Annotated in this window: 16 protein-coding genes; 10 read left to right on the top strand and 6 right to left on the bottom strand. The window is 58.9% G+C overall.

The features are described 5' to 3' along the window. Window positions 1-44: 44 nt before the first annotated feature. From H6650_08355 to H6650_08345, 3 genes are all read left to right on the top strand, one after another. The gene (locus H6650_08355) at window positions 45-566 is read left to right on the top strand and encodes a DinB family protein (GenBank protein ID MCB8952010.1); all 522 of its coding nucleotides are present in this window, start codon (window positions 45-47) and stop codon (window positions 564-566) included. After that, a complete protein-coding gene (locus H6650_08350) occupies window positions 563-1,345 on the top strand; it encodes a class I SAM-dependent methyltransferase (protein ID MCB8952009.1) in 783 nt (260 codons plus the stop codon). Before H6650_08355 ends, H6650_08350 begins: the two co-directional genes overlap by 4 nt. A gap of 263 nt (window positions 1,346-1,608) precedes the next feature. Then, entirely contained in the window at window positions 1,609-2,388 is a 780-nt protein-coding gene (locus H6650_08345) for a hypothetical protein (protein MCB8952008.1), read from the top strand. A 7-nt stretch (window positions 2,389-2,395) separates the two neighbouring features. Here the strand turns inward: H6650_08345 and H6650_08340 are convergent, their stop codons facing one another. Then, complete coding sequence (locus H6650_08340) at window positions 2,396-4,825, bottom strand: N-6 DNA methylase (GenBank protein MCB8952007.1); 2,430 nt, start codon at window positions 4,823-4,825, stop codon at window positions 2,396-2,398. A 227-nt stretch (window positions 4,826-5,052) separates the two neighbouring features. On the opposite strand from H6650_08340, the gene H6650_08335 reads away from it, so the two are divergent. The 4 genes from H6650_08335 (at window position 5,053) to H6650_08320 (ending at window position 13,555) form a co-directional block, all read left to right on the top strand. Then, window positions 5,053-7,458: a peptidoglycan DD-metalloendopeptidase family protein gene (locus H6650_08335; protein ID MCB8952006.1), complete on the top strand. Its 2,406-nt coding sequence runs from the start codon at window positions 5,053-5,055 to the stop codon at window positions 7,456-7,458. A gap of 280 nt (window positions 7,459-7,738) precedes the next feature. Continuing rightward, the gene (locus H6650_08330; protein ID MCB8952005.1) at window positions 7,739-8,623 is read left to right on the top strand and encodes a fumarylacetoacetate hydrolase family protein; all 885 of its coding nucleotides are present in this window, start codon (window positions 7,739-7,741) and stop codon (window positions 8,621-8,623) included. A gap of 222 nt (window positions 8,624-8,845) precedes the next feature. Then, window positions 8,846-10,849: a hypothetical protein gene (locus H6650_08325; GenBank protein ID MCB8952004.1), complete on the top strand. Its 2,004-nt coding sequence runs from the start codon at window positions 8,846-8,848 to the stop codon at window positions 10,847-10,849. 657 nt (window positions 10,850-11,506) lie between these two features. Further along, complete coding sequence (locus tag H6650_08320; GenBank protein ID MCB8952003.1) at window positions 11,507-13,555, top strand: hypothetical protein; 2,049 nt, start codon at window positions 11,507-11,509, stop codon at window positions 13,553-13,555. A gap of 107 nt (window positions 13,556-13,662) precedes the next feature. Here the strand turns inward: H6650_08320 and H6650_08315 are convergent, their stop codons facing one another. The 3 genes from H6650_08315 to H6650_08305 all read right to left on the bottom strand — a co-directional run bounded on the left by H6650_08315 (window position 13,663) and on the right by H6650_08305 (window position 18,715). Beyond that, a complete protein-coding gene (locus tag H6650_08315; protein MCB8952002.1) occupies window positions 13,663-15,042 on the bottom strand; it encodes an HlyD family efflux transporter periplasmic adaptor subunit in 1,380 nt (459 codons plus the stop codon). 263 nt (window positions 15,043-15,305) lie between these two features. After that, a complete protein-coding gene (locus H6650_08310; protein MCB8952001.1) occupies window positions 15,306-17,957 on the bottom strand; it encodes an ABC transporter permease in 2,652 nt (883 codons plus the stop codon). 8 nt (window positions 17,958-17,965) lie between these two features. Further along, window positions 17,966-18,715: an ABC transporter ATP-binding protein gene (locus H6650_08305; protein ID MCB8952000.1), complete on the bottom strand. Its 750-nt coding sequence runs from the start codon at window positions 18,713-18,715 to the stop codon at window positions 17,966-17,968. Window positions 18,716-19,482: 767 nt separating this feature from the next. Between H6650_08305 and H6650_08300 the strand changes: the two genes are divergently transcribed. From H6650_08300 to infA, 3 genes are all read left to right on the top strand, one after another. Then, a complete protein-coding gene (locus H6650_08300) occupies window positions 19,483-20,889 on the top strand; it encodes a S1 RNA-binding domain-containing protein (GenBank protein MCB8951999.1) in 1,407 nt (468 codons plus the stop codon). A gap of 54 nt (window positions 20,890-20,943) precedes the next feature. Then, window positions 20,944-21,138 (top strand): 30S ribosomal protein S21, encoded by a 195-nt coding sequence (gene rpsU / locus H6650_08295; GenBank protein ID MCB8951998.1) that lies wholly within the window; start codon window positions 20,944-20,946, stop codon window positions 21,136-21,138. A 64-nt stretch (window positions 21,139-21,202) separates the two neighbouring features. Further along, window positions 21,203-21,454, top strand: coding sequence for a translation initiation factor IF-1 (gene infA, locus H6650_08290; protein ID MCB8951997.1), 252 nt, complete (start codon window positions 21,203-21,205; stop codon window positions 21,452-21,454). Between the two features lie 169 nt (window positions 21,455-21,623). Here the strand turns inward: infA and prmA are convergent, their stop codons facing one another. Then, window positions 21,624-22,541 carry a 50S ribosomal protein L11 methyltransferase gene (gene prmA, locus H6650_08285; GenBank protein ID MCB8951996.1) on the bottom strand — a complete coding sequence of 306 codons (918 nt, stop codon included), beginning with the start codon at window positions 22,539-22,541 and terminating at the stop codon, window positions 21,624-21,626. Continuing rightward, window positions 22,538-23,662 (bottom strand): molecular chaperone DnaJ, encoded by a 1,125-nt coding sequence (gene dnaJ, locus H6650_08280; GenBank protein MCB8951995.1) that lies wholly within the window; start codon window positions 23,660-23,662, stop codon window positions 22,538-22,540. Before dnaJ ends, prmA begins: the two co-directional genes overlap by 4 nt.

The raw sequence follows: 23,662 nt of genomic DNA, 5'->3' as shown, positions 1-23,662 counted from the left end.
AAGCTTCCGGGAAGATTATTCTCGAAGGATGACTGATGATAGAAATGACCTGGAAAACAAGCATATGGCGACAGTTTGGGGCCGCCATTGACATGCTGGACAATGCCCTGCGCGCCTGCCCGGACAACCTCTGGCAAGCGCGCCTCTACGACACATCCCCGCCGCAGTTCGCCGAATTCTGGTACATTGGCTACCATACCCTCTTCTGGCTTGACTTTTATTTGTCTGACGCCGCTGAAGGGTTTGCGCCGCCCGCGCCTTTCACGCTTTCCGAGTTCGAGCCAGATTTGCTCCCGGAACGGGTGTTTACAAAACTTGAACTACAAACCTATCTGGAATACGGGCGCGACAAGTGCCAGACCCGGCTGGAAACGTTAACAGACCCATTCGTCCCGCAACAGGTCAGATCAGATTGGCCGGACATGAGCGTTGCCGAATTGTTGCTCTACAACATGCGGCACGTCCAGGAACATGCGGCGCAATTAAGCATGTTTCTGGGGCAAAGAACGGAATCGGGGCCAGGATGGGTGTCTAAAGCGCGGCGGAAGGATAACAGAACATCATGAACATCCTTCAGCACAATCGAGAGGCGTGGAATCGGGAATCCAGGGGAGGCAGCCCGTGGGCGCGTCCCGTAGACGCCGAAGTCATAAAAGAGGCTCTGGCGGGACGGTGGGAGGTGATTCTGACGCCTAATCGCCCCGTTCCCCGGCACTGGTTTGGCGACCTGCAAGGCAAGCGCGTCCTCTGTCTGGCGTCCGGCGGGGGGCAGCAGGCCCCCGTGCTGGCGGCGGCGGGCGCGCAGGTCGTGAGCTACGATCTTTCCGATGAGCAGTTGGCAAAGGACCAGTTTGTGGCCGCGCGTGATGGCCTCAACATTCGCTGCCTGCGGGGCGATATGGCCGACCTGTCCGCATTTGCGGCCAACGCGTTTGACCTGATCTTTCACCCCGTCTCCAACGTCTTCGTTCCCGACGTAAAACCGGTATGGCGCGCGTGCTACCGCGTGTTGCAGCCAGGCGGACGCTTGCTCGCCGGTTTCATGAATCCAGGTTTCTTTCTCTTTGACCACGACGCGGCAAAAACGGCTGAGGATTTGGTCGTCACGTTTCCGTTGCCGTATCGGGAGCCAGAAAGCCTGTCGGATGACGGGCGGGCGGCTCTGGCGGAGAGTGGGCGTCCTCTGGAGTTCAGCCATTCGCTGGAAGCGCAAATTGGCGGGCAAATCGCCGCCGGTTTCATCCTGCGCGATTTGTACGAAGATTATTGGGATGACGAGGCCACGCCACTAAACAAATTCAGCCCGACCTATATTGCCACCTGGGCGGAAAAGGCTGATGGCTGACCATCATGCGCAGCCTCTCGCTCTCCTGCAAGACCTGCCGATGATGGCCGGATTGAGTCCATCGAAGCGAGATTCAGGTTATAAGGAAGATTTCATCATGCGGAAAGGCGTGGAGTCGCCTGAGCCGGGGAAAATTATCATCATCAATGGGCCGTCCAGTGCCGGCCCCCCCCCTGCCCCGCGCCCTCCAACAGCAACTTCGTGAACGCAGGGGGATTGTGGGGGGATCGTAATGCCGGCATCAAGTAAAGGAATACGCTTTCATGAATAGCCTTGATCAGCTATTAGCCGAATACCCACCGGACATTATGGCAATTGCAAGCTACTTGACCGATTTGTTAGCGGACGCTGTCTCTCGAATAAACGATGGATTTAGCCCAAAGCGATTGAGTAAACAGCCAAGAGATGTTGAGCCATTGCCAACAGACCGTCGTCAGTTATCAAGTTATCGAACCAGAATTGGCACGATGCTTGAATACGCGCTCAGCACGGAGATACACACCATTCTGTCAGAGAGATATGGAAAGCGATTCTTGTTAACGTTTGCCACTTCGCACGAGTATCCAGACTTTTATCTACGTGAAGATACGCTAACTTCCCTTCTCCGCATAGAGATGAAAGCCGTTGATGCCGAATCAGACGAACAAGCTGCGCGGTTTGGTACACCGACGGCCTGGATAGATGCCGATCGAGACCTACTCCTCATCATTGGTTGGCAGTGGGTTGCACTACATCATGAAGTTTCAGGCGATATTATTGGTGAGTATCCGCACATCTTTGCGAGTATCGTATTACCCGCCGGAGATCTAGCCAACGAGCGAGACAGACGTCTTGAAATCACTGGAGGTAAGATTGAGGGTGAACAAGTGTTGGTATTCAGTCCCAGAAAACAAGAGTACGTTCCCGATCCCGGCAACTATGGCAAGTTCTGGCGGCTGATCCACAACTCTCGCAGAGATGCAAATGATCTATCAGACAGTGTCAAGCGGTTTCTCGAATTTCTCGCATTGATCGACGAAAAATCGCCACGCAACCGATTCTAATCCTGAATTAGCGGGGACATAGTTTTTCAGTAGCAAAAATGTATGCGGAGCGCAAGGCCTGCTCGCCCTCTTGAACGGCTAATTCACTACGCCGACGACATTCTTCATAATGCTGTCTTGCCATCTTGGCAGCCGAAACAATCTCCTTTTGTATAGATAGAGGTGGAAGGGGGATTCGCACACCGAGAACAGCGGCTTTGCTCACTCTTGGCCGTCCTACACCCGTAATTTGATAAACGAGCTGTCCAAAGACCAAATCGCTACGCAGCATGAAGCTAATATATTCAGCTTCTACTTCCGAAATGGGGCTATGAGATAGTTTTCGCACTTTTGATTGTAAATCGGTGTCCTGTAACGCTGAAGCGAGCGTTCTTAGAACAAGACACTCAGATGAAGCATACCCCTCGTCCTCTTCCGTGATCAAGACGCTCTTCCTCAATTCCGGACGCAGGCGTGAAAACAAAATGTCACCTTGTTGAAACTGGCGAACGTTGCTCTTAATCTTGCCGCCGATTACCTGCGATACGTAGTATTCACCTGTGCCGGCCTGGATGTTGGCTAAACCAATATAATTCCACATTTCATCAGGGTCTTGTTGTGCCGGGATTGTCTGGTTTGTTCGTAACACGACAAGTTCAGCCAGTTTAGGAGTTGGATAAATTGAGCGTCCCAAGATCTCTTCAGCCGATTTCCGTGAAGGGTGATGGAACGGAACATCGAGTCGAATCCCTTGCTTACCAGAAGTTCGGAATAGATCGGGTTTGCACGCGAAACTGTGGGATGAAGAAACAGGGTCTAATCGACCAATCTTGAATAGCTGCCAATCTTCTAGCACATCTGGTAAATCGTTTAGCAACATCAACTTCCCATTCGAGTCTCTAGTTTGACTGTAAAGCGGGTCGCCATTTGCCTTTTTTCCAATATGATTGACTTCCGCCATAAAAATGTTTGTTTGTTCTTCCTCCTGCGATCTTTTCTTGCGCAAGAGCAGAATGGACGTCTTGGCCGTTGCATAAGGCATAAATGCCACATCAGGCAGGCTAATCACGGCTTCAACTATCGTGTGCTGCAAGATAAAGGTGCGAACATCATCATTAGACTTTCCATTGAGAACACTGTCATCCAGAATAACGGCTAAACGTCCGCCCGGCTTGAGCCACCGAATGGACCGTTCAACAAATAGAATGCCTCGCCTCCGAGACGATTTGTTTTTCCCTAGTGTGAAATGGGTTAGATCACTTGCCGCAGCGTATGAACTGCCAAAAGGTGGATTTGTGATAATTAAGTCTATCGAATCTGGCTCAACGATGTCGTTCACCTCATTTGAAAATGAAAGCGAACCGCCGTTACCCAAATAATGTACGCCTCCGTCCGAACCGCCGTGCATCAGCAGGTTGAGCTTGGCAATCCAGGCCATTCGCCTGTCAATTTCAAAACCTAGTAGTTCGCACCCCGCCGTAACCGCCTGCCTTTGCAAAGACGTCAAGATCGCAATTAGAAATCCGCCGCTTCCGCAAGCAGGATCACAGATGATCGAACCATAAAGGGGATTTGCAAGTGCTACGAGAAATTCGACAATAATGCGTGGCGTGAAAAATTGTTGATGTTCATCTTTCTCAAACGTGTTGCGGACCAGCTCCTCATAAATGATACCTTTCACGTCCGAGGGAATGTCCAGTAATCGCACATCCTGAAGTAACTCGACACACTTTACAATTGCTACCTTGTCATCACTTAGACGACGCAAACCGTTTGAAAACAAAGCTGGATTCTGTTCGGTTGCTTGTTGATACAAGTTGGCTATCCTTGCGTAGGCTTCGTCATTTGAGTCTGTTCTGGCTACATAAAATTGATAGCCATAGGAAGGAGACGCCGCAGCTTGGGTTTCATCAAAGTATTTACACCAGATAACTTTGGAAATCTCCTCAAACCGCTCTAGTATTCCACCGCCCATTGAATCCCGAAAAGCACGACTTAATCGTTTAACAAGGAGACGCAAAGAGCGAACATCAGTACCGTCATCCTCAATCAATTGATCTGTTGGAAACAAGGCTGGCTGAGAATACTGGATAAAATGAGGATCACGTACTGGAACTTCATACGCGCTCCCCTTTTTCCGCAACACCGCGGAAATACTGTTGACATCATAGATCCGATAGCCGTTTTGCGGATCGCGCAGAGCTTTCAGCTTGCCAGATCGGTCCCAATTGCGTAATGTAGCTGGTGTTACGTCTAGCATATCTGCTGCGTCTTTTATCGTAATGTATCTTGTTCCGCCTTCCATATTTACAATGTTTCCTCCACTTTCTTTTGATGAAACATTGTAAAACATTGTGTGCCGTCTGGCAAATAATTGACTAAAGGACTTGCAGCCAACGCGGAACGCGGCTAAAGCGGGTGTTCCGCCGAGGCTAAATCCACCGATCAAGAGCAGCACTTCTCCAGATTTACACGGGCGACTCCTCAACACACAACACACTTATCCGGCAGCCGGTTTGGGAAAGGTTGCGCGCCAACAACACCAGTTTTATACTGAGGTGAGCATTTCAACACTAAGTAACCCTTCGGAATTAACCTCACGGAGACAGGTTCAATCTCACAGATTGAACCTGTCTGCAAATCACTAAGTTGTTTTTGAGCGATTACTGAGAAAGGACGGTTCCCATGTGTGCATTTCGCTTTGAGGCATGGCCGACGGAGTATCGCAGCATTAACCAGTATTTCGGGGCCAATCCGCGGAACTACGCCCAGTTTGGCCTGCCCGGCCACGAGGGGCTGGACATCATGGCCCCCACGGGCAGCCGCATCTTCGCCGTGGCCGCGGGCAAAGTCAGCCGCGTGCATACCAACCCCGGCGACCACAACTACGGCATCCACGTCGTCGTGGACCACGCCGAAGGCTATTTCACCACCTACGCCCACCTGCAACAGGCGCTCGTCAGCCTGGGGCAGGAAGTGCGCGCGGGGGATGTGCTGGGGCGGGCAAACGACACGGGCAACAGCTTTGGCTCCCACCTGCACCTCACCTTAAAACAGGCGGGCGCGCAATATCTCAACTGGCCCTTCAACATTATCGATCCCACACCCTTCCTGCTACCCTTGATCGGCTTCCAGGAACCGGCCGGCCCCTACCGCGCGGGATGGGCCTACACGGATGGCCTGGTGATCGTCAATAATCTGGCGCAGGTGACTGCCGGCGGCATCAATTTGCGCGGCCAGCCGAGTGTGAGTGCGCCAATGTTGGGCCTGGTTCCTGCCGGCACAATCCTGATCATCACCGGCGACAACCGTGGCCAATACACTCCCGTCAACGTCCCCCAGGCCGTCCTCGGCATCACCTCACCGCCCCCGCCCCCCGCCCCCCCACCGCCGCCAACCGTGGCTACCGTAGATGGCTGGGGCTTCGCCAGCTACCTCACCGTGAGCGGCAGCCAGGCCGTGGTGGGGCAGTTTGGCATCAACCTGCGCCAGGCCCCCGACCGCGCCGCCGCCAACATCGGCCTCGTCCAGGGCGGCAGCACCGTCACCATCCTCGGCGGCGCCCAGGGAGAGTACCGGCCCGTGCGTGTGCGGCGCGACGACTTCATGGGAGACGTGAACCTGCCCGCCGCGCCGGTAGAAGTGCCTGCCGGGCAGCCCGTGACGCCGCCGGCAGGCGCACTGCTGGGATGGGTCGCTACGGAATTCCTCACGCCCTTCGGCAACAGCCGCCAGGCGTTGGCGCATCGCTTCGGCCTCAACCTGCGCCAGCGCCCGGACCAGAATAGCCAGAAGTTGGGATTGGTGAAGGGGAATGCCACGGTGACGCTGGCAGGTCTGACGAAGGGGATTTACACGCCGGTGGTCGTGCGGCAGGAGGAGGTACTCAATTTGCTCAGTCCGCTGCCGGCAATTGAGCAGCCACAACCATTCCCCGCGGATGCGCCCCCACCGCCCCCACCGCCGCAGCCGGTGCGGGACACCACACCGGGCTGGGCAGCCACGGCGTTTATGACAATTGAGGGGAACCGGGGAATTGCCGGCATCTACGGCATCAACCTCCGCAACGCCCCCCGCCGCAACGCCGCCAACATCGGACTCGTCCCCGCCACGGCCAGCATGATCATCACCGGACCGCCTCAAGGCGAATACACCCCCGTGCGCGTAGACGACCAGGTCCTGCTACCCCCCTTCGATCCCCAGCACCCGCCGCTGCTCACGGACACCACCCGCCCCCCCGACACATCCGTGGACATTGACCCCGATCCCCCGGCACTCGGCCAGGCGCGCATAGGCCTGCACGCCAGTGCCGATCCGGGCGACCTCCACGAAAACGAGTTTGCCGAGTTCACCGCCATGCGCCCCGGCATCATCAAAGTGCTTTCCGCCCACAGCGGCAGCAGCATCGCCCGCCTGGCGCAGGCCCACCCCGACGCCACCTGGATCGTGCGCGCCTTCCTCGACTTCGGCGGGCGCACCATCTCCCCTGACCAGTTCCTCAACGACACCCTCGGCGACACGCGCCGCGCCCTGGACAATCTGGCCGGCAAAGAAGTCGTCATCGAACTGCACAACGAACCCAACCTGACGCCCGAAGGTCTGGGCGGCGCATGGCAGGATGGCGCCAGTTTCGCCCAATGGTGGCTGGAACTGCTACGCAAATATCGCCTGGCCCTGCCCGGACGCCGCTTCATCTATCCCGGCCTCTCCCCCGGCAGTGCCGTCACCAACTTGAAGCAAGACCATATCCAGTTTGTGGAAGCCAGCCGCGCCGCCGTCGAAGCCGCCGATGGCCTGGGCATCCACCTGTACTGGTCTAACGTCTTCCCCATGTCCCAGACGCTGACCATGCTGGACGACTACATCAGCCGCTTCCGCTTCAAGCCCATCTGGGTGACGGAAGCCAGCAACAACAAGGCGGGCACGGCCACGCACATCAAAGGGCGGCAATACCTTGATTTTTGGCACGAATTGCAGCAGCGCCCCACCGTGCAGGGCGTCACCTATTTTGTCGCCTCGGCCAGCAACAAGACGTTCCGCGAGGAAATCTGGGTCGGGCGCGGCATTGGCCGCATCGTGGGCCGACGGTAGGGACGCATCCGCATCTAAGATTGGAAATGACGGATGCGTTGGAAGGGTTTTGCTTGTTGGATAGTCCAAAGTTAACTGACTCTTTAGGGTCTCGGGGGGAGTGGAGGCTTCAGCCGGAACGGTTCCGACAAAGTTAACTGACTCTTTAGGGTCTCGGGGGGAGTGGAGGCTTCAGCCGGAACGGTTCCGACGACAGTCTCCACTCCGCCCTATGTTTTGGACATGACGCCACAAGTTCCCGGAGAGCCAGCCAATTCTGCACGAATCCCAGGAGGGCGGTATGCGACTTGTGACGTATGAATGGGCCGGGCGCGTCAGCATCGGCGCGCTCACGGCGGCGGATGGCGTGGTTGATCTGGCCCCCATTGCGCCGGACATGAATGCGTTGATCGCGGCGGGCGCGGCGGGCATGGCGCAGGCTGCCGCATGGGTGGCCCAAGAAGAGGGCGCGCGCCCACTGCATGAGGTCCGCCTGCTGGCCCCACTGCCGTTTCCGCGCCGCAACATCTTCTGCCTGGGACGCAACTACGCGGAGCACGCGCGTGAGTCGGCGGCAGCGTGGGGACAGGGGGATCATGTGCCGGCATTTCCCGTCATCTTCACCAAAGCCACCACCACCATCAACCACCCGGACACCCCCTTCATCATCGATCCCCAGGTCTCCACGCAGATCGATTGGGAAGCGGAACTGGCCGTGATCATCGGTCGCGGCGGCAAAAACATCCCCCCCGCGCAGGCCATGTCCCACGTCTTCGGCTACACCTGCCTCAACGACCTCAGCGCCCGCGACCTGCAACGCCAGCACCAGCAATACTTCAAAGGCAAAAGCCTGGACGGCGCCTGCCCGCTTGGCCCCTGGATCGTCACCGCCGCCGCCCTGCCCGACCCCCATCATCTTCACATCGAATGCCGCGTCAACGGCCAGGTAAAGCAAAAAGGGAACACCGGCCAGATGATCTTCGACATCCCCCACATCATCGCCACCCTCTCACGCGGTATGACCCTCCTGCCCGGCGACATCATCGCCACCGGCACGCCCAGCGGCGTCGGCTTCGCGCGCACGCCGCCTGAATTCTTGCAACCGGGCGACCTCGTGGAGGTAGAAATCGAAAACATCGGCACATTGCGCACGCCCATTGCCCACGCGCGGTCGGCAGCGGCATAACCTGGTTTTGTTGCGCGTCGCCAAAGAGCGACTTAGAATACAGATCATGTTGTGGCGTTCACGGTTGGAATTATCCGTCCGCTCCCCAGGCAAAGTTGACGCTCCCCTCCCCGATGGTTCCCCTCACGCCCTATTTTCATGTCTCCGGGTTCTGCGACGTGCAAACCCCCCAACGCGGCACCAATGAACCCACGTTATTTCCCCCAAATCGGAGAAAATTAGATGTCGTTTAAGAAAATTGCCCGTATTGGCCTGCCCCTGCTGTTGCTGGTGGCCGGCGCCTTGTTCATCCTCAACGCGGTTCGTCCCGGGCAGGAAACCGTCGCGCGGCAAGAAGCGCTGCGCGAACTGGCTCCCGACGCCGACCGCGACATCAGCCAATACCCCCCCCAACCCGAAAAGTACGATCCCATCTCCCCCGTCGCCGTGAACATGCTGGATGTGCCCATCGGCGTCTACGTCGAGAACAACCAGTATGAGCGCTGGCTGCGCGGCGAGATTGACATCGAAAACGAGTCCCGCGTCAGCGAGGCGGCCGCGGCCCGGCTACAGGCGGAAGCCATGAAGATGGCGCCCAACAACAGCGTGCAAATCGCCCAGGAAGGCTTCGGTCCCACGCCCCTGCTTGGCTTCGACAGCATCGACTACGCCAATTGCTGCGGCGGCGGCGGCGTTGTGCCCCCTGACCCGGAAATGGCCGCCGGTCCCAACCACCTCATCGCCGTGGTCAACCTGTCCCTGGAAATCTATGACAAGTCCGGCAACAGCGTCTATGGCCCCGTGACCACGGACAGCTTCTTCAGCGCCAACCCCGGCTGCGGTGGCACGTTCGACCCCTCCGCCGTCTACGACGAAGAGGCGGACCGCTTCGTCATCGGCATCGACGCCAACGGCGTCAACTACTGCGCCGCCGTCAGCGCCACCGGCGACCCCACCGGCGCGTGGTACATCTACGCCGTGCCGGCAAACATCATGGGCGCGTTCCATGACTACCCGCACACCGGCGTGGGCAACAACGCCATCTTCGTCGGCTCCAACCAGTTCGGCGGCGGCGTGCCCCAGGGCTTTGAAGGACGTATTTGGGCGTTGGATAAGGCGGCGATGTATGCCGGCAATCCCATGACCCCCATCACCTTCAGCACCGGCTACGATGGCGGCACGCCCCAGGTCCTCACCCTCCACGGCTACGCCCAGGGAACCTGGCCCACCGACGACACCCACTACATCGTCACCGACTACTACGACGGCCAAACCATCTGGATTTGGGAATGGCCCAACCCCCTCAGCGGCGGCACGCCCACCGTCGTCGCCACCCTGAACATCGGCGCCGGCGGCTATCCCGTGGACGTCCCCCAAATGGGTGGACAGGCCATCACCGCCAACGACTGGCGCATGCGCCAGTTTGAGTATCGCAACGGCTCCGGCTGGATCACCGACAGCGTGAGCTGCAACCCCGGTGGCGGCACCGTGGACTGCGTCCGCTGGACGGAAGTAGACCTCACCACCCCCACCCCCACCCTCGTGCAGACCGCCATGTACGGCAGCAACGGCGAATATCGCATCTTCCCCGACCTGGCCGTCAACCAGTGCGGCGACATGGCCATTGGCTACACCAAGTCCAGCACCAGCATGTACCCCAGCATCTGGTACACCGGGCGCGAAAGTGGCGACCCCATGGGCACGCTGCAACCGGAAGCGCAACTGAAAGCGGGCGAAATCGCCTACACCGCCTTCGACTCCCCTCCGCGTCGCTGGGGCGACTACACCGGCATGACCATTGACCCCGACGGCACCACTTTCTGGTACCTGGGCGAGTACTCCAAAAACATCCCCTCCACCGGCAAGTGGGGCACGTACATCGGCTCCTTCACCTACCCGAATTGCTCTGGCCCGAACCTGTTGGCGCAGATGTCCTACCAGTATGCCATGAATAATGGCGACAATGGCACAGGGACGTTCTCATTCTATGACGACGGCACCTTCATGGACAATGCCGGCAACAACGGCCTGTGGGGCTTCCACCAGAATCCGGCCCGCATCCGCTTCCTCTACACCGACGGCTCCAACTGCAACGCCTACTCCGTGGGGGCTTTCCAGGGTGGCGGCGTTGTCGGCGGCTATCGCGCCTGCACCGATGGCTCCGGCGCGCGCGGCGTCTGGACCGCAAACATCCTGCTGGCTCCTGAAGGAGATTGGCCAATGGTCAACCAGGAATTGTTCAAGTAAACCACGCGGCGACGCTGAGCCATTCGGCGCTCACCTCCTATCAACAAAAACGAGCAGCCGCCTGGGGCTGCTCGTTTTTCTTTTCCGCGCCAATCACCACGCAGCCATCTTGACGTAGGGGCGGGACGGCGCGGAATCATTTTGATGAGCGGACAGCCACCAAAATGGGATTTCCTAAAGGGTGTGTTTCAAATGGGTTGCTCAGGCTGCCCGCGCCGTAGGACAATTTGCCTAAATTGTCCCTTCACGGCGGAGGACAATTCAGCGAATTGTCCTACAGCAAGCAACAGTCAACTAAAATGAAACACACCCATTGCTAAATCGCCGCAATAGGCTATTGGCGCGGATCACCTTACTGGTTAGAATAAAAGCGCGCTGGGATCCGTGCCACATAATTATCCATGCGACCGGTTGCCAGTCTCCGCCTACACATTGCACGGCTCCTTTGGCGGATCGCCGTATTACATCGTAGTCAAAATACCCAAATCTCAAGTTGGCGATGTAGTTCCATGGAAACGACTAACCCTCTCGAAGACTGAGCTTGTCGAAAACTGAGCTTGCCGAAGGCCACGTTGCCTTCGATCGATTCAAGCAACGGGCTAAGTAGTGACATTCCCTGGTTGATTCCATCGTCATCCCATATCGTTGGAGGAAGACATGACACCTAGAAAAGCCGTCCGAATAGCCGTACCCTTGCTGCTTTTGGCGCTGGGTATCTTTGCCATTTTCAACGCGGTTCGTCCCGGGCAGGAAACCGTCGCGCGGCAGGAAGCGCTGCGCGAACTGGCTCCCGACGCCGACCGCGACATCAGCCAATACCCCCCCCAACCCGAAAAGTACGATCCCATCTCCCCCGTCACCGTGAACATGCTGGACGTGCCCATCGGCGTCTACGTCGAGAACAACCAGTATGAGCGCTGGCTGCGCGGCGAGATTGACATCGAAAACGAGTCCCGCGTCAGCGAGGCGGCCGCGGCCCGGCTGCAAGCGGAAGCCATGAAGATGGCGCCCAACAACAGCGTGCAAATCGCCCAGGAAGGCTTCGGCCCCACGCCCCTGCTTGGCTTCGACAGCATCGACTACGTCAATTGCTGTGGCGGCGGCGGCGTCGTGCCCCCCGACCCGGAAATGGCCGCCGGTCCCAACCACCTCATCGCCGTGGTCAACCTGTCCCTGGAAATCTATGACAAGTCCGGCAACAGCGTCTATGGCCCCGTGACCACGGACAGCTTCTTCAGCGCCAACCCCAGTTGCGGCGGCACGTTCGACCCCTCCGCCGTCTATGACGAAGAAGCGGACCGCTTCGTCATCGGCATCGACGCCAACGGCGTCAACTACTGCGCCGCCGTCAGCGCCACCGGCGACCCCACCGGCGCGTGGTACATCTACGCCGTGCCGGCAAACATCATGGGCGCGTTCCATGACTACCCGCACACCGGCGTGGGCAACAACGCCATCTTCGTCGGCTCCAACCAGTTCGAGGGCGGCGTGCCCCAGGGCTTTGAAGGGCGTGTTTGGGCGTTGGATAAGGCGGCGATGTATGCCGGCAATCCCATGACCCCCATCACCTTCAGCACCGGCTACGATGGTAGCACACCCCAGGTCCTCACCCTCCACGGCTACGCCCAGGGAACCTGGCCCACCGACGACACCCACTACATCGTCACCGACTACTACGACGGCCAAACCATCTGGATTTGGGAATGGCCCAACCCCCTCAGCGGCGGCGTCCCCACCGTGGTCGCCACCCTGAACATCGGCGCCGGCGGCTATCCCGTGGACGTCCCCCAAATGGGTGGACAGGCCATCACCGCCAACGACTGGCGCATGCGCCAGTTTGAGTATCGCAACGGCTCCGGCTGGATCACCGACAGCGTCAGTTGCAACCCCGGTGGCGGCACCGTGGACTGCGTCCGCTGGACGGAAGTGGACCTCACCACCCCCACCCCCACCCTCGTGCAGACCGCCATTTACGGCAGCAACGGCGCATACCGCATCTTCCCCGACCTGGCCGTCAACCAATGCGGCGACATGGCCATTGGCTACACCAAGTCCAGCACCAGCATGTACCCCAGCATCTGGTACACCGGGCGCGAAAGTGGCGACCCCATGGGCACGCTGCAACCGGAAGCGGAACTGAAAGCGGGCGAGGTCCCCTACACCGCCTTCGACTCCCCGCCGCGTCGCTGGGGCGACTACACCGGCATGACCATCGACCCCGACGGCACCACTTTCTGGTACCTGGGCGAGTACTCCAAGAACATCCCCTCCGCCGGCAAGTGGGGCACGTACATCGGCTCCTTCACCTACCCGAACTGCCAGCCGGAGGAACAGCCGCTTTATATCATGGATTACCTGATCTTCCTCAACGATGGTAGCAGCAGCCAGGGTGATTACAACCTGTACAACGATGGCTCATTCACGGATTCCAATGGTGGAGGCGGATTGTGGGGCTACCTGGTGGAGCACGATGCGTTCTGGTTGCAGCACGATCCCGGCTCTCAATGCACGTCGTTTGACATTGGACTATATCGTGGGCTTGGGCACGTTGCCGGCATCAACATCTGCCAGGACTTCACGGGACGCAAAGGCTTGTGGTTCGGCGGACTGCATCCGGGCGCGCTCAGCGGCGCACCCACGCGCGATCTCGGCCGTGCTGACATACCTCTCCCTGAAGGCGTGACGCTTGAGGAGCTACTCCGATAGCCTAAACTGGAGCAACCTGGACGGGAGCAGTCTCCAAGACTGCTCCCGTCTCCCCTTTGTCACAAGGGATCGGCACTCACGTATGGAGCGGGGATCGGCATTCTCTCTCACTTCACCTGGATATCCGCGTACACCGTCATCCCCCAGCGCAAGGGCAGGGCATCAGGTTCCGCCACGGCAATCGTCACTTCGTATGTAATATCGCCACGGGAGAGCGTGGACACGACGGCAATCTCCGTCACCGTCCCCACCAGCCGCTCGTCCGGGATCGCCTCCAGGCGCAATTCAACCACGTCCCCCACGGCCACGGCCACCACATCCCCCTCCGTCAAGTCAGTCGTTTTCACCAACCAGCCGCCGAAATCGGCCAGGTTGATCACCGGCAGACCCGGCGTGAGCGTTTCACCGGTTTCGGCGTTGATTTGGGCGATTGTGCCGGCAAACGGCGCCACCAACACCATCTTTTGCAACGCTGCCCGCGCCGCATCCCGCCCCGCCTGCGCCTGCGCCAGTGCCGCCTGCGCCTGAGAAACCCCCGCTTGCGCCTGCGCCAACGCCGCCTCCGCCTGCGCCAATCCCACATCCGCCTGATTCACCTGCGCCTGGGCCACATCCACCTGCTGTGGGCGTGGCCCGGCCAGGAGCAAATCAAGCTGCGCCTGCGCCGCGTCTCGCTGCGCCGTGGCGACAGAGACCGTCGCGCCGGCCGCCTGCCGCTGCGCCGCGGTCGCGCCGGCACGCAGATCGTCCAGAGCTGCCTGCGCCGCGGCCACCCGCACCTGCGCCGCGTTGAGGGCAAAGCGCGTCTGTTCCTCCAAGGTGCCGCCCACATTGTTGCGAATAAGTTCGTCGTACTGATCCTGTACGACGCGGGCGTCCGCCTGAGCCGCGGCTAACTGGGCCTGGGCGTTTTCGATCTGGGCGTTGGTGGCGGCGGTAAGGGCTACATCACGATTGGCGAGGGCCTGGGAAATGCCGGCATCCGCCACATCCACATTCCCTTGCATCGCCGCCACCTCCTCCGGCAACGGGTCCGCCTGTGCCAGCGCCAACTGCGCCTCCGCCACATCAATCGCCGCCCGCGCGGCCACCACGCCCGCCTCCGCCGCGCTCACCTGCGCCTCCGCCGCCGCCACGCCCGCCCGAGCCTGGCTCACAGCCGCCTCCGCCTGCGCCAGCGCCGCCTCCAGGTCCGCCGCCTCCAGGCGCAGCAGCGGCGCGCCCGCCGCCACCACATCACCCTCGCTCACCAGGACCGCTTCCACCCGTCCCGGCGTCAAGATGCCCAACTCCACCCAGCGCAGCGGCTCCAGGCGCGCCTCCGCCGATACCACATCCACGCCCGTGTCCACCGACAGCGTATTCACGTCAGGCGGCGGCGTTTCCGCCTGCGGCCGCGGGGCCAGATAGCGCAGATAAGCCCAGTAGCCGCCGGCGACCAGCAGAACCAGCAAGGTCAGGGTGATGATGGCGCGTTTCCAATTCATGCAATTTCTCCCGTTGTTTCGTTGTAACCGCTCACGCCGGCCTGCCCGATTTCCATACCAGATACGCGCGGGTGTGGGCAGAAGCCGGCAGGTTGCGGTGGCCACGTTCAAGAGACGTTCCCGGAAGCGCCATTTCAGAACCATTTTGCATCGTAGCAGCTTCCGGGAAGATGATGGACATGTTCAAGAAACCTTCCCGGAAGCGCCATTTCAGAACCAATTTGCATAGTAACAGCTTCCGGGAAGATGATGGTGAATCGTTTCTACTCGTTTTTGATAGCGGCGATGATGTTCACGCGACCCGCGCGCACGGCGGGATACCAGGCGGCGACGAGGGCCACGGCCAGGGCGATAAAGAACGACGTGATCATGGCGCGTGTGGGCGTCTGCGCGGTGAGGGCAAAGCCGCCTAATTCGCGCAGCCCGGTGATAAAGACGCCGACGAGAACGACGCCAAACGCGACGCCAAACACAGCCCCGATGAGGCCAATCGCCATCGCTTCCGCCAGCACCATGCGCCGCACCTGCGGTTGGGTCATACCCAGGCTGCGCAGGCTGCCCAACTCGCGCGTGCGCTCCAGCACGTTCATAAGCATGGTGTTGATCACACCCAATCCGGCCACGACCAGGCCGATCAAACCAAGGACGTCAAAGAGAGCAAACGCCTGCTGGCTAACACTGAGGACTTTTTCCTGGAATTCGGCCTGGCTCTCCACGGCGAGATTGTCACCGCGCCCGACCTGGTTCTTGATGCGTTCAGCGACGATGTCCGGGTCGGCGTCGGGGGACAGGGTGAGGGTGAAGCGGTCTACGGTGTTGACGCCAAAATAGCGGCGCAAATCCCCCCAGGAGCCGGTGACGACGGGTGTTTCCGCGCCGGTGAAGTCTACGATGATGCCGGCAATGCGGAAGGCGTGCTGACCTCTTCTGGTCTCCAGCGTCAGGGTATCGCCCACCTCCAGGTCGTACTGCTCGGCCAACGTGGCGCTGAGGAGGAGGGCGTCACCGGCAGCGAGTTGTTGGATCGCTTCGGCGGCGGGCGGTCCTTGTTCGATTTGAATGCCGGCAACGCGCAAATACGTTTCCGGATCAATCGCCGCGAAAATCGTGTACTCGTCCCCGTCCCTGCCCGCGCCCGTTGGTGGGATGAAACGGGCGGAGACATACGCGGCTTTGGTAACGGCAGCCACGCCGTCCACGGCCAACAGCCGCCCTTCCAGGTCCGGGCGCATGTCCAATGGAGAACGCACGTACAGGTCGCCCCCCACGGCGGTCTCCACCCAGTTGCGCAGGTCGGCCTCGAAGCTCTGCGTCAGGCCGCTGATGCCCACGACCATGCTGATGCCCACCATGAGGGCGGCGACGGTGAGGGTGGTGCGCCCACGCGCGCGATTGATGTTGCTGCTACCCAATCGCCCTTCGTTGCCAAAGAGGAGGACAATGAGGGGGCGAAACAGGCGCTCCAGCAGGCCGGCGACGATGGGGATGCAGAGGGTAGCGCCGAGCAAAAGGAAGAAGATGGCGTTGCTGCCCAGGGGATAGGCGACTTCGGGGCGGAAGGGGACGCGGTAGAGGATGAGGAGCGTGGCGACGACGGTGAGGGGACCGAATTTGAGACCCATCTGTAGCCAGCGGGATTCGTCTATGTTGCCCTGCACGCGCAGGGCTTGCAGGGGGGAGATACGGGCAGCTTGAAATGCCGGCACAAACGCCGCCGCCAACGTCACCATCACACCCGTGGCCATCGCTTGCAGCAGTTCGCCCGGCTGCGCCGCGACCACCTCCAACGCCTGCCGCGTGAAAGCCGCCATGAACACGATCAGCCCACGCGCCAGCAGCAGCCCCACCACGACCCCCACCAGCGAGCCGAGCAGCCCCAGAATGACAGCTTCCGCCATCACCAAGGCCACCACCTGCCCCTGTGTCGTGCCAATGGCCCGCATCATGCCAATCTCCCGCGTGCGTTCCACGATAGTCATGGCAAAGGCGTTGTAAATGAGGAAGCTACCCACAAACAGACTGACGACGCTGAAGAAGCCCAGGCCGAGGCGGTAGTTTTGCAGGCTGTTGGCGACTAACTGCCCGCGCGAGGCAGGGTATTTGACTTTTACATCGCTGCCGAGGCGGTCGGTCAGCGTCTGTCGCAACGTTTCTAGCGTATCGCTGTTGCCGGCAATGGCCTCGTCCGCCACAATCTCCAACTGCGTCAACGTTCCCCCGGCAGCGAACAACTCCTGCGCCACCGGCAGCGGCGTGAAGCCAATCACGCCCGCATTGGTCACGCCAATGCCCTCTTTGGCGATCAGGCCGACCACGCGCAGCCGCGCCACGCCGTCGGGCGTCGCCAGCGCCAGGTCTTCGCCCACCTCAATCCCTTTGTCCTCCGCGTATGTGTCCACCAAGACCACGCGGTAGCCCGTCTCTCGCGCCTGCAAGAGACGCCCGGTGCTGAGCGTGTAATCATGCACCAGGGGGTCCAATTCGGGATCGACGCCCATGAGCCAAAACTGGCTGCCGGGGGCGATCTGGCCGCCGCCGCCAAACTGCACCTGCCAGTCGCGCGCCTCATCGGCCAGAATGGTCACGCCTATGTAGGCGGGCGCCAGAGCGGTGACGCCGGGAACGCGCCGCGCCACGTTGACCAACGACTCGTCAAAACCGCCGGGGGTGTCCGCTTCCACGAGCAAGTCGCTCCGTCCGGCGGCTTCGTCAAAGAACTGGTTGATGGAGTGGATCGTGCTGCCGTTGGTAACGTTGACGGCGACCATGGCAGCGACGCCGACGATGATGCCGGCCATCGTCAGCAGCGTGCGCACCCAGCGGCTGGTCATGTTACGCAGCGCCAGGAGCAAGGGGGTAGCGATGGCCAGGCGGCTGAGGCGGAAGAGGAGGGTATCGCGTGTTCGGGATAACATGGCGGGCGCTATAGTTCGAGCTGCTGCATGACGGAGAGAATGCCGGCCATATCCTCCACATGACCACAACGATAACGAATAGACAGCGACTGCACCACCTGCCCGTCCTTCAGGAATACCACGCGGTCAGCATAACTGGCTGCCCGCGGATCGTGCGTCACCATGACGATCGTCTGCTGCATCTCATCGCAGGAACGGCGCAAAAGCCGCAAAATAGCTGTTCCCGAACGTGAATCGAGGTTGCCCGTCGGCTCGTCCGCCAGCACAATCTCCGGATCGTTGACAAAGGCGCGGGCAATAGCCACTCGCTGCTGCTGGCCGCCACTCATCTGGTCGGGACGATGCCCACCCCGCTCCCCCAGGTCGACCATCTGTAATAAAGACCGTACTTTTTCCCGATGGGGAGCCAGGTTTTGCCCATCAATGAGCAAAGGCAGCGCCACGTTTTCCTCCGCCGTCAGCGTCGGCAGCAGATTGTAGAACTGGAAGATGAAGCCTACCTTGCGCCGCCGCGCCAGCGTTACGCGGGTATCCGGCATATTGGAAATTTCTTCACCCGCCAGCACAATGCTGCCTGAAGATGGTTCGTCCAATCCACCCAGCAGGTGCAGCAGTGTACTTTTGCCAGACCCGGAAGGCCCCATGACGGCCACGAACTCCCCGTGGATCACTTCAAAAGAGATATTGTCCAGCGCCCGCACAGTCACGGTGCCCATCTGGTAAATCTTCGAGACATTTTTCGCTTCAAGTACAGTCATGTCAATATACCACTTAACCCATGCCGACGTCGTGATAAATCTGAATCGACCACGGACTTCGCCGCTTCATGCTTGAGCCGCGTCTTTCCAGGTTCACACGCGCCCCATTTTCGTCGGGGGCGAGTTAGCGACGCGCCCGACACTGGCCCGCGTCCATGCGCGCTCTATTCCAGATGGAGCCTGGAATAGTTTCAATATGGCTCCGGTCTTGGACTTTGCCTGTCGCACACAGCAACTATTGATTATAGCAAAAAGAAAGCCACCCTGTTGCCTCACGCCATCCCCTGGCCGGGTTTTTCAATTGTGCGGAAATCTGCTACGCGAGAGCGAATTTGAGCGAATCGCACTTGCATCTCACTCGTGTGGCAATTTACCGCAACTTCGAGAAAATCCGCCTCCGATACGACTACTGGCAAACCCTGGATTTTGTCCAGGCTAAATTGACAAAGAACAGGCGTGTGGCTATAATCACGTCACTCCAGTCTTTACCAAAAAGGCGTTTTACAATTGCATAGCGCTTGTATAGAATTGGAGGGGCGGCATGTGCTAAACAGGTAGCTTGTTGTGGGAATGTTGTTTTCGTAGGCAAAAAGAAGAAATCTTTGTTGTAATCATACGGTAAGCAATATCTTCAAGAGAGTTACCATTGGGTTTAGCTCGGATGTATGCCCAGAGAATACGCCGGGCTTTTTTGTTTTTGGCCCCATCATCACAGGGAAAGAACGTTATAGATGGAGAACGAAGAATTTAATTTTTCCGAAGCTGATATGAATCAGTTCCTGGAGGAACATGATTATGATATGCCCAATGAGGGCGATATGCGCACGGGTATCATTGTGAGCAAGTCGTCACAGGGCGTTATCATTGATCTGGGATTGAAGCGAGACGGCCTCGTGCCCGCTTCTGAAATCAACAAGCTAAGTGATGAGGTCAAGGCAGACCTGGAATTAAATCAGGAAGTGCTGGTTTACATCGTTAACGCGCACGAACCGGATAGCCTGCTCGTCTCAATTCAACGGGCTTTGTTGTACCAGGATTGGATTCGCGCGGAAGAGTTGATGAACAGCGGCGAGATTATTGAGGTGGAAGTCACCCAATATAATCGCGGCGGCGCAATCGCCCCCTTTGGCAATCTGCGCGGTTTTATTCCCGCCTCCCATCTATCAGACGTTAGCCGAGGAATGAGCGATAAGCAGCGGCAGCAGCGCATGACCAAACTGCGCGGCGAGAAGATTCCGGTGAAAATTATCGAAGTGGATCGTGACCGTCGCCGTCTGGTGCTTTCGCAAAAGGATGCGCAGAAGGAATGGGCGGAGGCTCGCCGCCAGGAACTGCTACAAAAACTGAACATCGGCGACGTGGTTACTGGCCGCGTGACGGGTATGCGCGATTTCGGCGCGTTCGTGGACATTGGCGGGGCCGATGGCCTGATTCACATTTCCGAGCTGGCCTGGCATCGTGTCAAGCACCCCCGCGATGTCGTCAAAGTCGGGGATGAGATTGAAGTCTTCATCCTCAAATTGGATCGGGAATCGCAGCGCATTGCTCTCAGCCGCCGACGTACTGTCCCTAGCCCGTGGTCGTTGGCACCGGATAAATACCCTGTCAACAGCCTGGTAGAAGGTCGAATTACCCGGTTGGTGGATTACGGGGCATTTGTGCAATTAGAGCCTGGCGTGGAAGGGTTGCTGCATATTTCGCAACTGGCATCCACCAACGTGGGACATCCACGTGAGGTGGTGCGCGAAGGTGAAACGCATTTGCTGCGCGTGATCAGCATGAGTCCAGAAAAGCAACGCATTGGCCTGAGTCTGAAAGCCGTGACCACGAGCGAACAGATGGAGTGGATGGCGCGCAAGAACGCGGAAGAGGAGGAAGCCGAGGCGGAAGTGGAAGTCGTGGCGGAAGTGGAAGTCGTGGCGGAAGTGGAAGCCGAGGCGGAAGTGGAAGTCGCGGCGGAAGCGGAAGCGGAAACCGAGACGGAAGTGGAAACCGAGACGGAAGTGGAAGCCGAGGCGGAAGCGAAAGCCGAGACGGAAGTGGAAGTTGCGGCGGAAGTGGAAGCCGAGGTGGAAGCGGAAGCCGAGGTGGAAGTTGCGGCGGAAGCGGAAGCGAATGCGCTTGATGAGGAAATGAGTGGTGTTGGGGACGACCTCCCGGACGAAGAAGAGTAACCCTATCACCCTTTGCTACTGACTACCTGGCGGAACGGAAGGAGGTGAGAGAAGATGGCCCACGTAAAACTAATGCCCAACGAAACAGACGAAAGCTTGCTAAAGCGATTCCGTAAAAAGGTCGCCAAATCAGGCACAATGAGCGTCATTCGGCGCAAACGCTGGCACGTATCCAAAAGCGAACTGCGCCGCATCCAAAAGAAGAAGGCTGTACGTCGCATGAGACGGCGGCAAACCTATCGCACATGAAATGAAGTCCGGTGCGGCGCACCTTCTTGTAAACAGGTGCGTCGCGCCACAAATCAGGAGGCATATGGCCAAGAAAGAGGACAAACTACAGGTCGAAGCCACTGTTGTCGAAGCCTTGCCCAATACACAATTCCTCGTCGAACTGGACAATGGGCACAAGGTTCTTGCATACTTGTCTGGCAAGATGCGTCGCTACTATATCCGTATTCTGGTGGGAGACCGGGTCCGCGTCGAAATGACTCCCTACGACCTGGAACGTGGACGTATCACATACCGCTATCGCAACAACACCAGTTTCGTGTCATCCAATCGTTAGTGGCTATCCGCAATTAGGTTAGCGGAAACGTTCGGACGGTTACTTAGCCCGCGGTACAATACCAGGCATCCACAACAACAAGGCACGAAAAGCGCCAGAACCGTATCGGTTGTGGCGTTTTTGGTTTTTGCAGTGTCACTACTAACGCTCTCTGGAGATTGGACCCAATTTAGTATGAGGGAGCCGTGGCTCGTTGCACTACCAATGCCACCCAGTCACGGATAACGTGCGTTTGCGTGATTTCTCCGCCGCTGGCGACAATCGCCGCTGTTACGCCTGGCAACTGGGCGTCAATGATGCCGCTAAGGATGAGGAATCCTTCGGGCGCAACGTAATCCAGTAGATGATCCTGGCGCAGCAAAGATTCAATAACGGGCGCCAGGATATTCACAAGTACCAGGTCCCATGACGACAGCGGTACGCTGCTCAAGCTGCCGGGGGCGATACGCACTTGCGTAGTTGTCCCATTCAGGGCGGCGTTTGCCCGCGCCGCCTCCACGGCCAGCCCATCCGTATCCACCCCCAGCACGCGCGCCGCGCCCAGGCGGGCACCAGCCACGGCCAAAATCCCCGACCCCGTACCTACATCCAACATGCTCATGCCCGGGCACACCAATGTCTCCAGCACCTGAAGGCACATTTGCGTGGTAGGGTGCAGACCGGTGCCAAAGGCCATGCCGGGGTCCAGCGTTAGAACGATGTCACCCGGCAGGACCGCCTGCGCCGGCTGCCAGCTTGGTTGAATCCAAAGTCGCCGACCAATGCGGAACGGTTCGTAATGCGCTTTCCAGGCATTCGCCCAATCCTGTTCTTGCAGGACACGAAATGTGGGGGCGGGAATGGGATAGAGGCGTCCCAGAAAGTAAAGGGCTTCCTTAATACGTTGCTGTCGGGTAGAGATTTGCTCGTCGTCCGGCAGATAGATCTTGACGGTTACGGCAGGTTCGAGGGCATAGGGGTCCAGGCTCGCCGCGTCGCCAAGTTGCTCCAAGACCACGCTCTCGTCATGCGCAAACGGGCGCAAGACCTCGGAAACGGCCTCAGCCGCTTCTCCATCGGTGACGACACTGACTTCTACCCAGTTCATAGGCCAAGCACGTCGCCCAGGGCGCTTTTGAGCTGGCTCAAGATGCCTCGCTCACGCCGTGGAATGATTTCTTTGCCCAGCGTGCGCGCTAATTCTTCAAACAACTCTCGTTGTTGCTCGGAAAGTTGCCGGGGGACTGCTACCTGGGCAATGATGTGCTGATCGCCACGTCCGTCACCGCGGACGTTGGACACGCCGCGCCCGCGCAGGCGGAACACGGTACCGGATTGCGTGCCGGGTGGAATCGACAACTTCTCTTCACCGTCAATCGTCGGGACCTTTATTTCATCGCCGAGGGCAGCCTGAGCGACATTGATTTCAATGTCCAGCAGGATGTCGCCGCCACGACGCTCGAAGAATTCGTGCTTGAGTACTTGAATGACCACGTACAGGTGGCCGGGTGGACCACCGTACACACCCGGCGCGCCTTCATTGTTCATTCGTATTTGGTTATCATTGTCTACGCCGGCAGGGATTTTGATGGTGCGTTTGACGGTTTTTTGCACCTCTTTGCGTCCCAGGCAAACGGAACAAGGACGGGGAATGATTTCACCGTTGCCCTGGCATTCGGGGCAGGTCATGACGTTGACGAAGAAGCCGCGTTCGCGCCGCACCTCCCCCATACCATTGCAGGTGGGGCAGGTTTTGGGTTTATATCCCGGTTCCGCACCGCTGCCGGCACAATGCGGGCAAGTCTCCGGTCGGCGAAACTCTATTTCCTTCTCAACGCCATGAACCGCCTCCTCAAAAGTGAGTACGAGGTCATAGCGAATATCCGCGCCACGACGAGGTCCGCGGCGGCGACGGCGCGTGCCGCCAAAACCACCCATGAACTGCTCGACGAAGTCAAAGACATCGCCAAAGCCAGCGAAGTCCTGATAATTGGCCCCGCTGCCCTGCACGCCGGCATGGCCGAACCGATCGTAGGTTGCTCGCTTGTCGGGATCAGAAAGCACTTCGTAGGCTTCGTTGATTTCCTTGAACAGATCATCCGCCCCTTCGTCTTTGTTGACATCGGGATGATACTGCCGGGCCAGTTTACGGTAGGCCTTCTTCAGATCCTCTTTGCCGGCATTCCGCGGAACGCCCAACACGTCGTAGTAATCGCGTTTCGTACTCAT

This window comes from Ardenticatenales bacterium, from assembly GCA_020634515.1.
GTDB lineage: Bacteria > Chloroflexota > Anaerolineae > Promineifilales > Promineifilaceae > JAGVTM01.
This window is presented reverse-complemented; position numbering and strand designations above follow the sequence as displayed.

What these genes read in the sequence shown, in the direction of transcription:
- H6650_08355 (MCB8952010.1), top strand. Translation starts at nt 45, where the DNA reads ATGACCTGGAAAACAAGCATATGGCGACAGTTTGGGGCCGCCATTGAC.
- H6650_08350 (MCB8952009.1), top strand. Translation starts at nt 563, where the DNA reads ATGAACATCCTTCAGCACAATCGAGAGGCGTGGAATCGGGAATCCAGG.
- H6650_08345 (MCB8952008.1), top strand. Translation starts at nt 1,609, where the DNA reads ATGAATAGCCTTGATCAGCTATTAGCCGAATACCCACCGGACATTATG.
- H6650_08335 (MCB8952006.1), top strand. Translation starts at nt 5,053, where the DNA reads ATGTGTGCATTTCGCTTTGAGGCATGGCCGACGGAGTATCGCAGCATT.
- H6650_08330 (MCB8952005.1), top strand. Translation starts at nt 7,739, where the DNA reads ATGCGACTTGTGACGTATGAATGGGCCGGGCGCGTCAGCATCGGCGCG.
- H6650_08325 (MCB8952004.1), top strand. Translation starts at nt 8,846, where the DNA reads ATGTCGTTTAAGAAAATTGCCCGTATTGGCCTGCCCCTGCTGTTGCTG.
- H6650_08320 (MCB8952003.1), top strand. Translation starts at nt 11,507, where the DNA reads ATGACACCTAGAAAAGCCGTCCGAATAGCCGTACCCTTGCTGCTTTTG.
- H6650_08315 (MCB8952002.1), bottom strand. Translation starts at nt 15,042, where the DNA reads ATGAATTGGAAACGCGCCATCATCACCCTGACCTTGCTGGTTCTGCTG.
- H6650_08310 (MCB8952001.1), bottom strand. Translation starts at nt 17,957, where the DNA reads ATGTTATCCCGAACACGCGATACCCTCCTCTTCCGCCTCAGCCGCCTG.
- H6650_08305 (MCB8952000.1), bottom strand. Translation starts at nt 18,715, where the DNA reads ATGACTGTACTTGAAGCGAAAAATGTCTCGAAGATTTACCAGATGGGC.
- H6650_08300 (MCB8951999.1), top strand. Translation starts at nt 19,483, where the DNA reads ATGAATCAGTTCCTGGAGGAACATGATTATGATATGCCCAATGAGGGC.
- rpsU (MCB8951998.1), top strand. Translation starts at nt 20,944, where the DNA reads ATGGCCCACGTAAAACTAATGCCCAACGAAACAGACGAAAGCTTGCTA.
- infA (MCB8951997.1), top strand. Translation starts at nt 21,203, where the DNA reads ATGGCCAAGAAAGAGGACAAACTACAGGTCGAAGCCACTGTTGTCGAA.
- prmA (MCB8951996.1), bottom strand. Translation starts at nt 22,541, where the DNA reads ATGAACTGGGTAGAAGTCAGTGTCGTCACCGATGGAGAAGCGGCTGAG.
- dnaJ (MCB8951995.1), bottom strand. Translation starts at nt 23,662, where the DNA reads ATGAGTACGAAACGCGATTACTACGACGTGTTGGGCGTTCCGCGGAAT.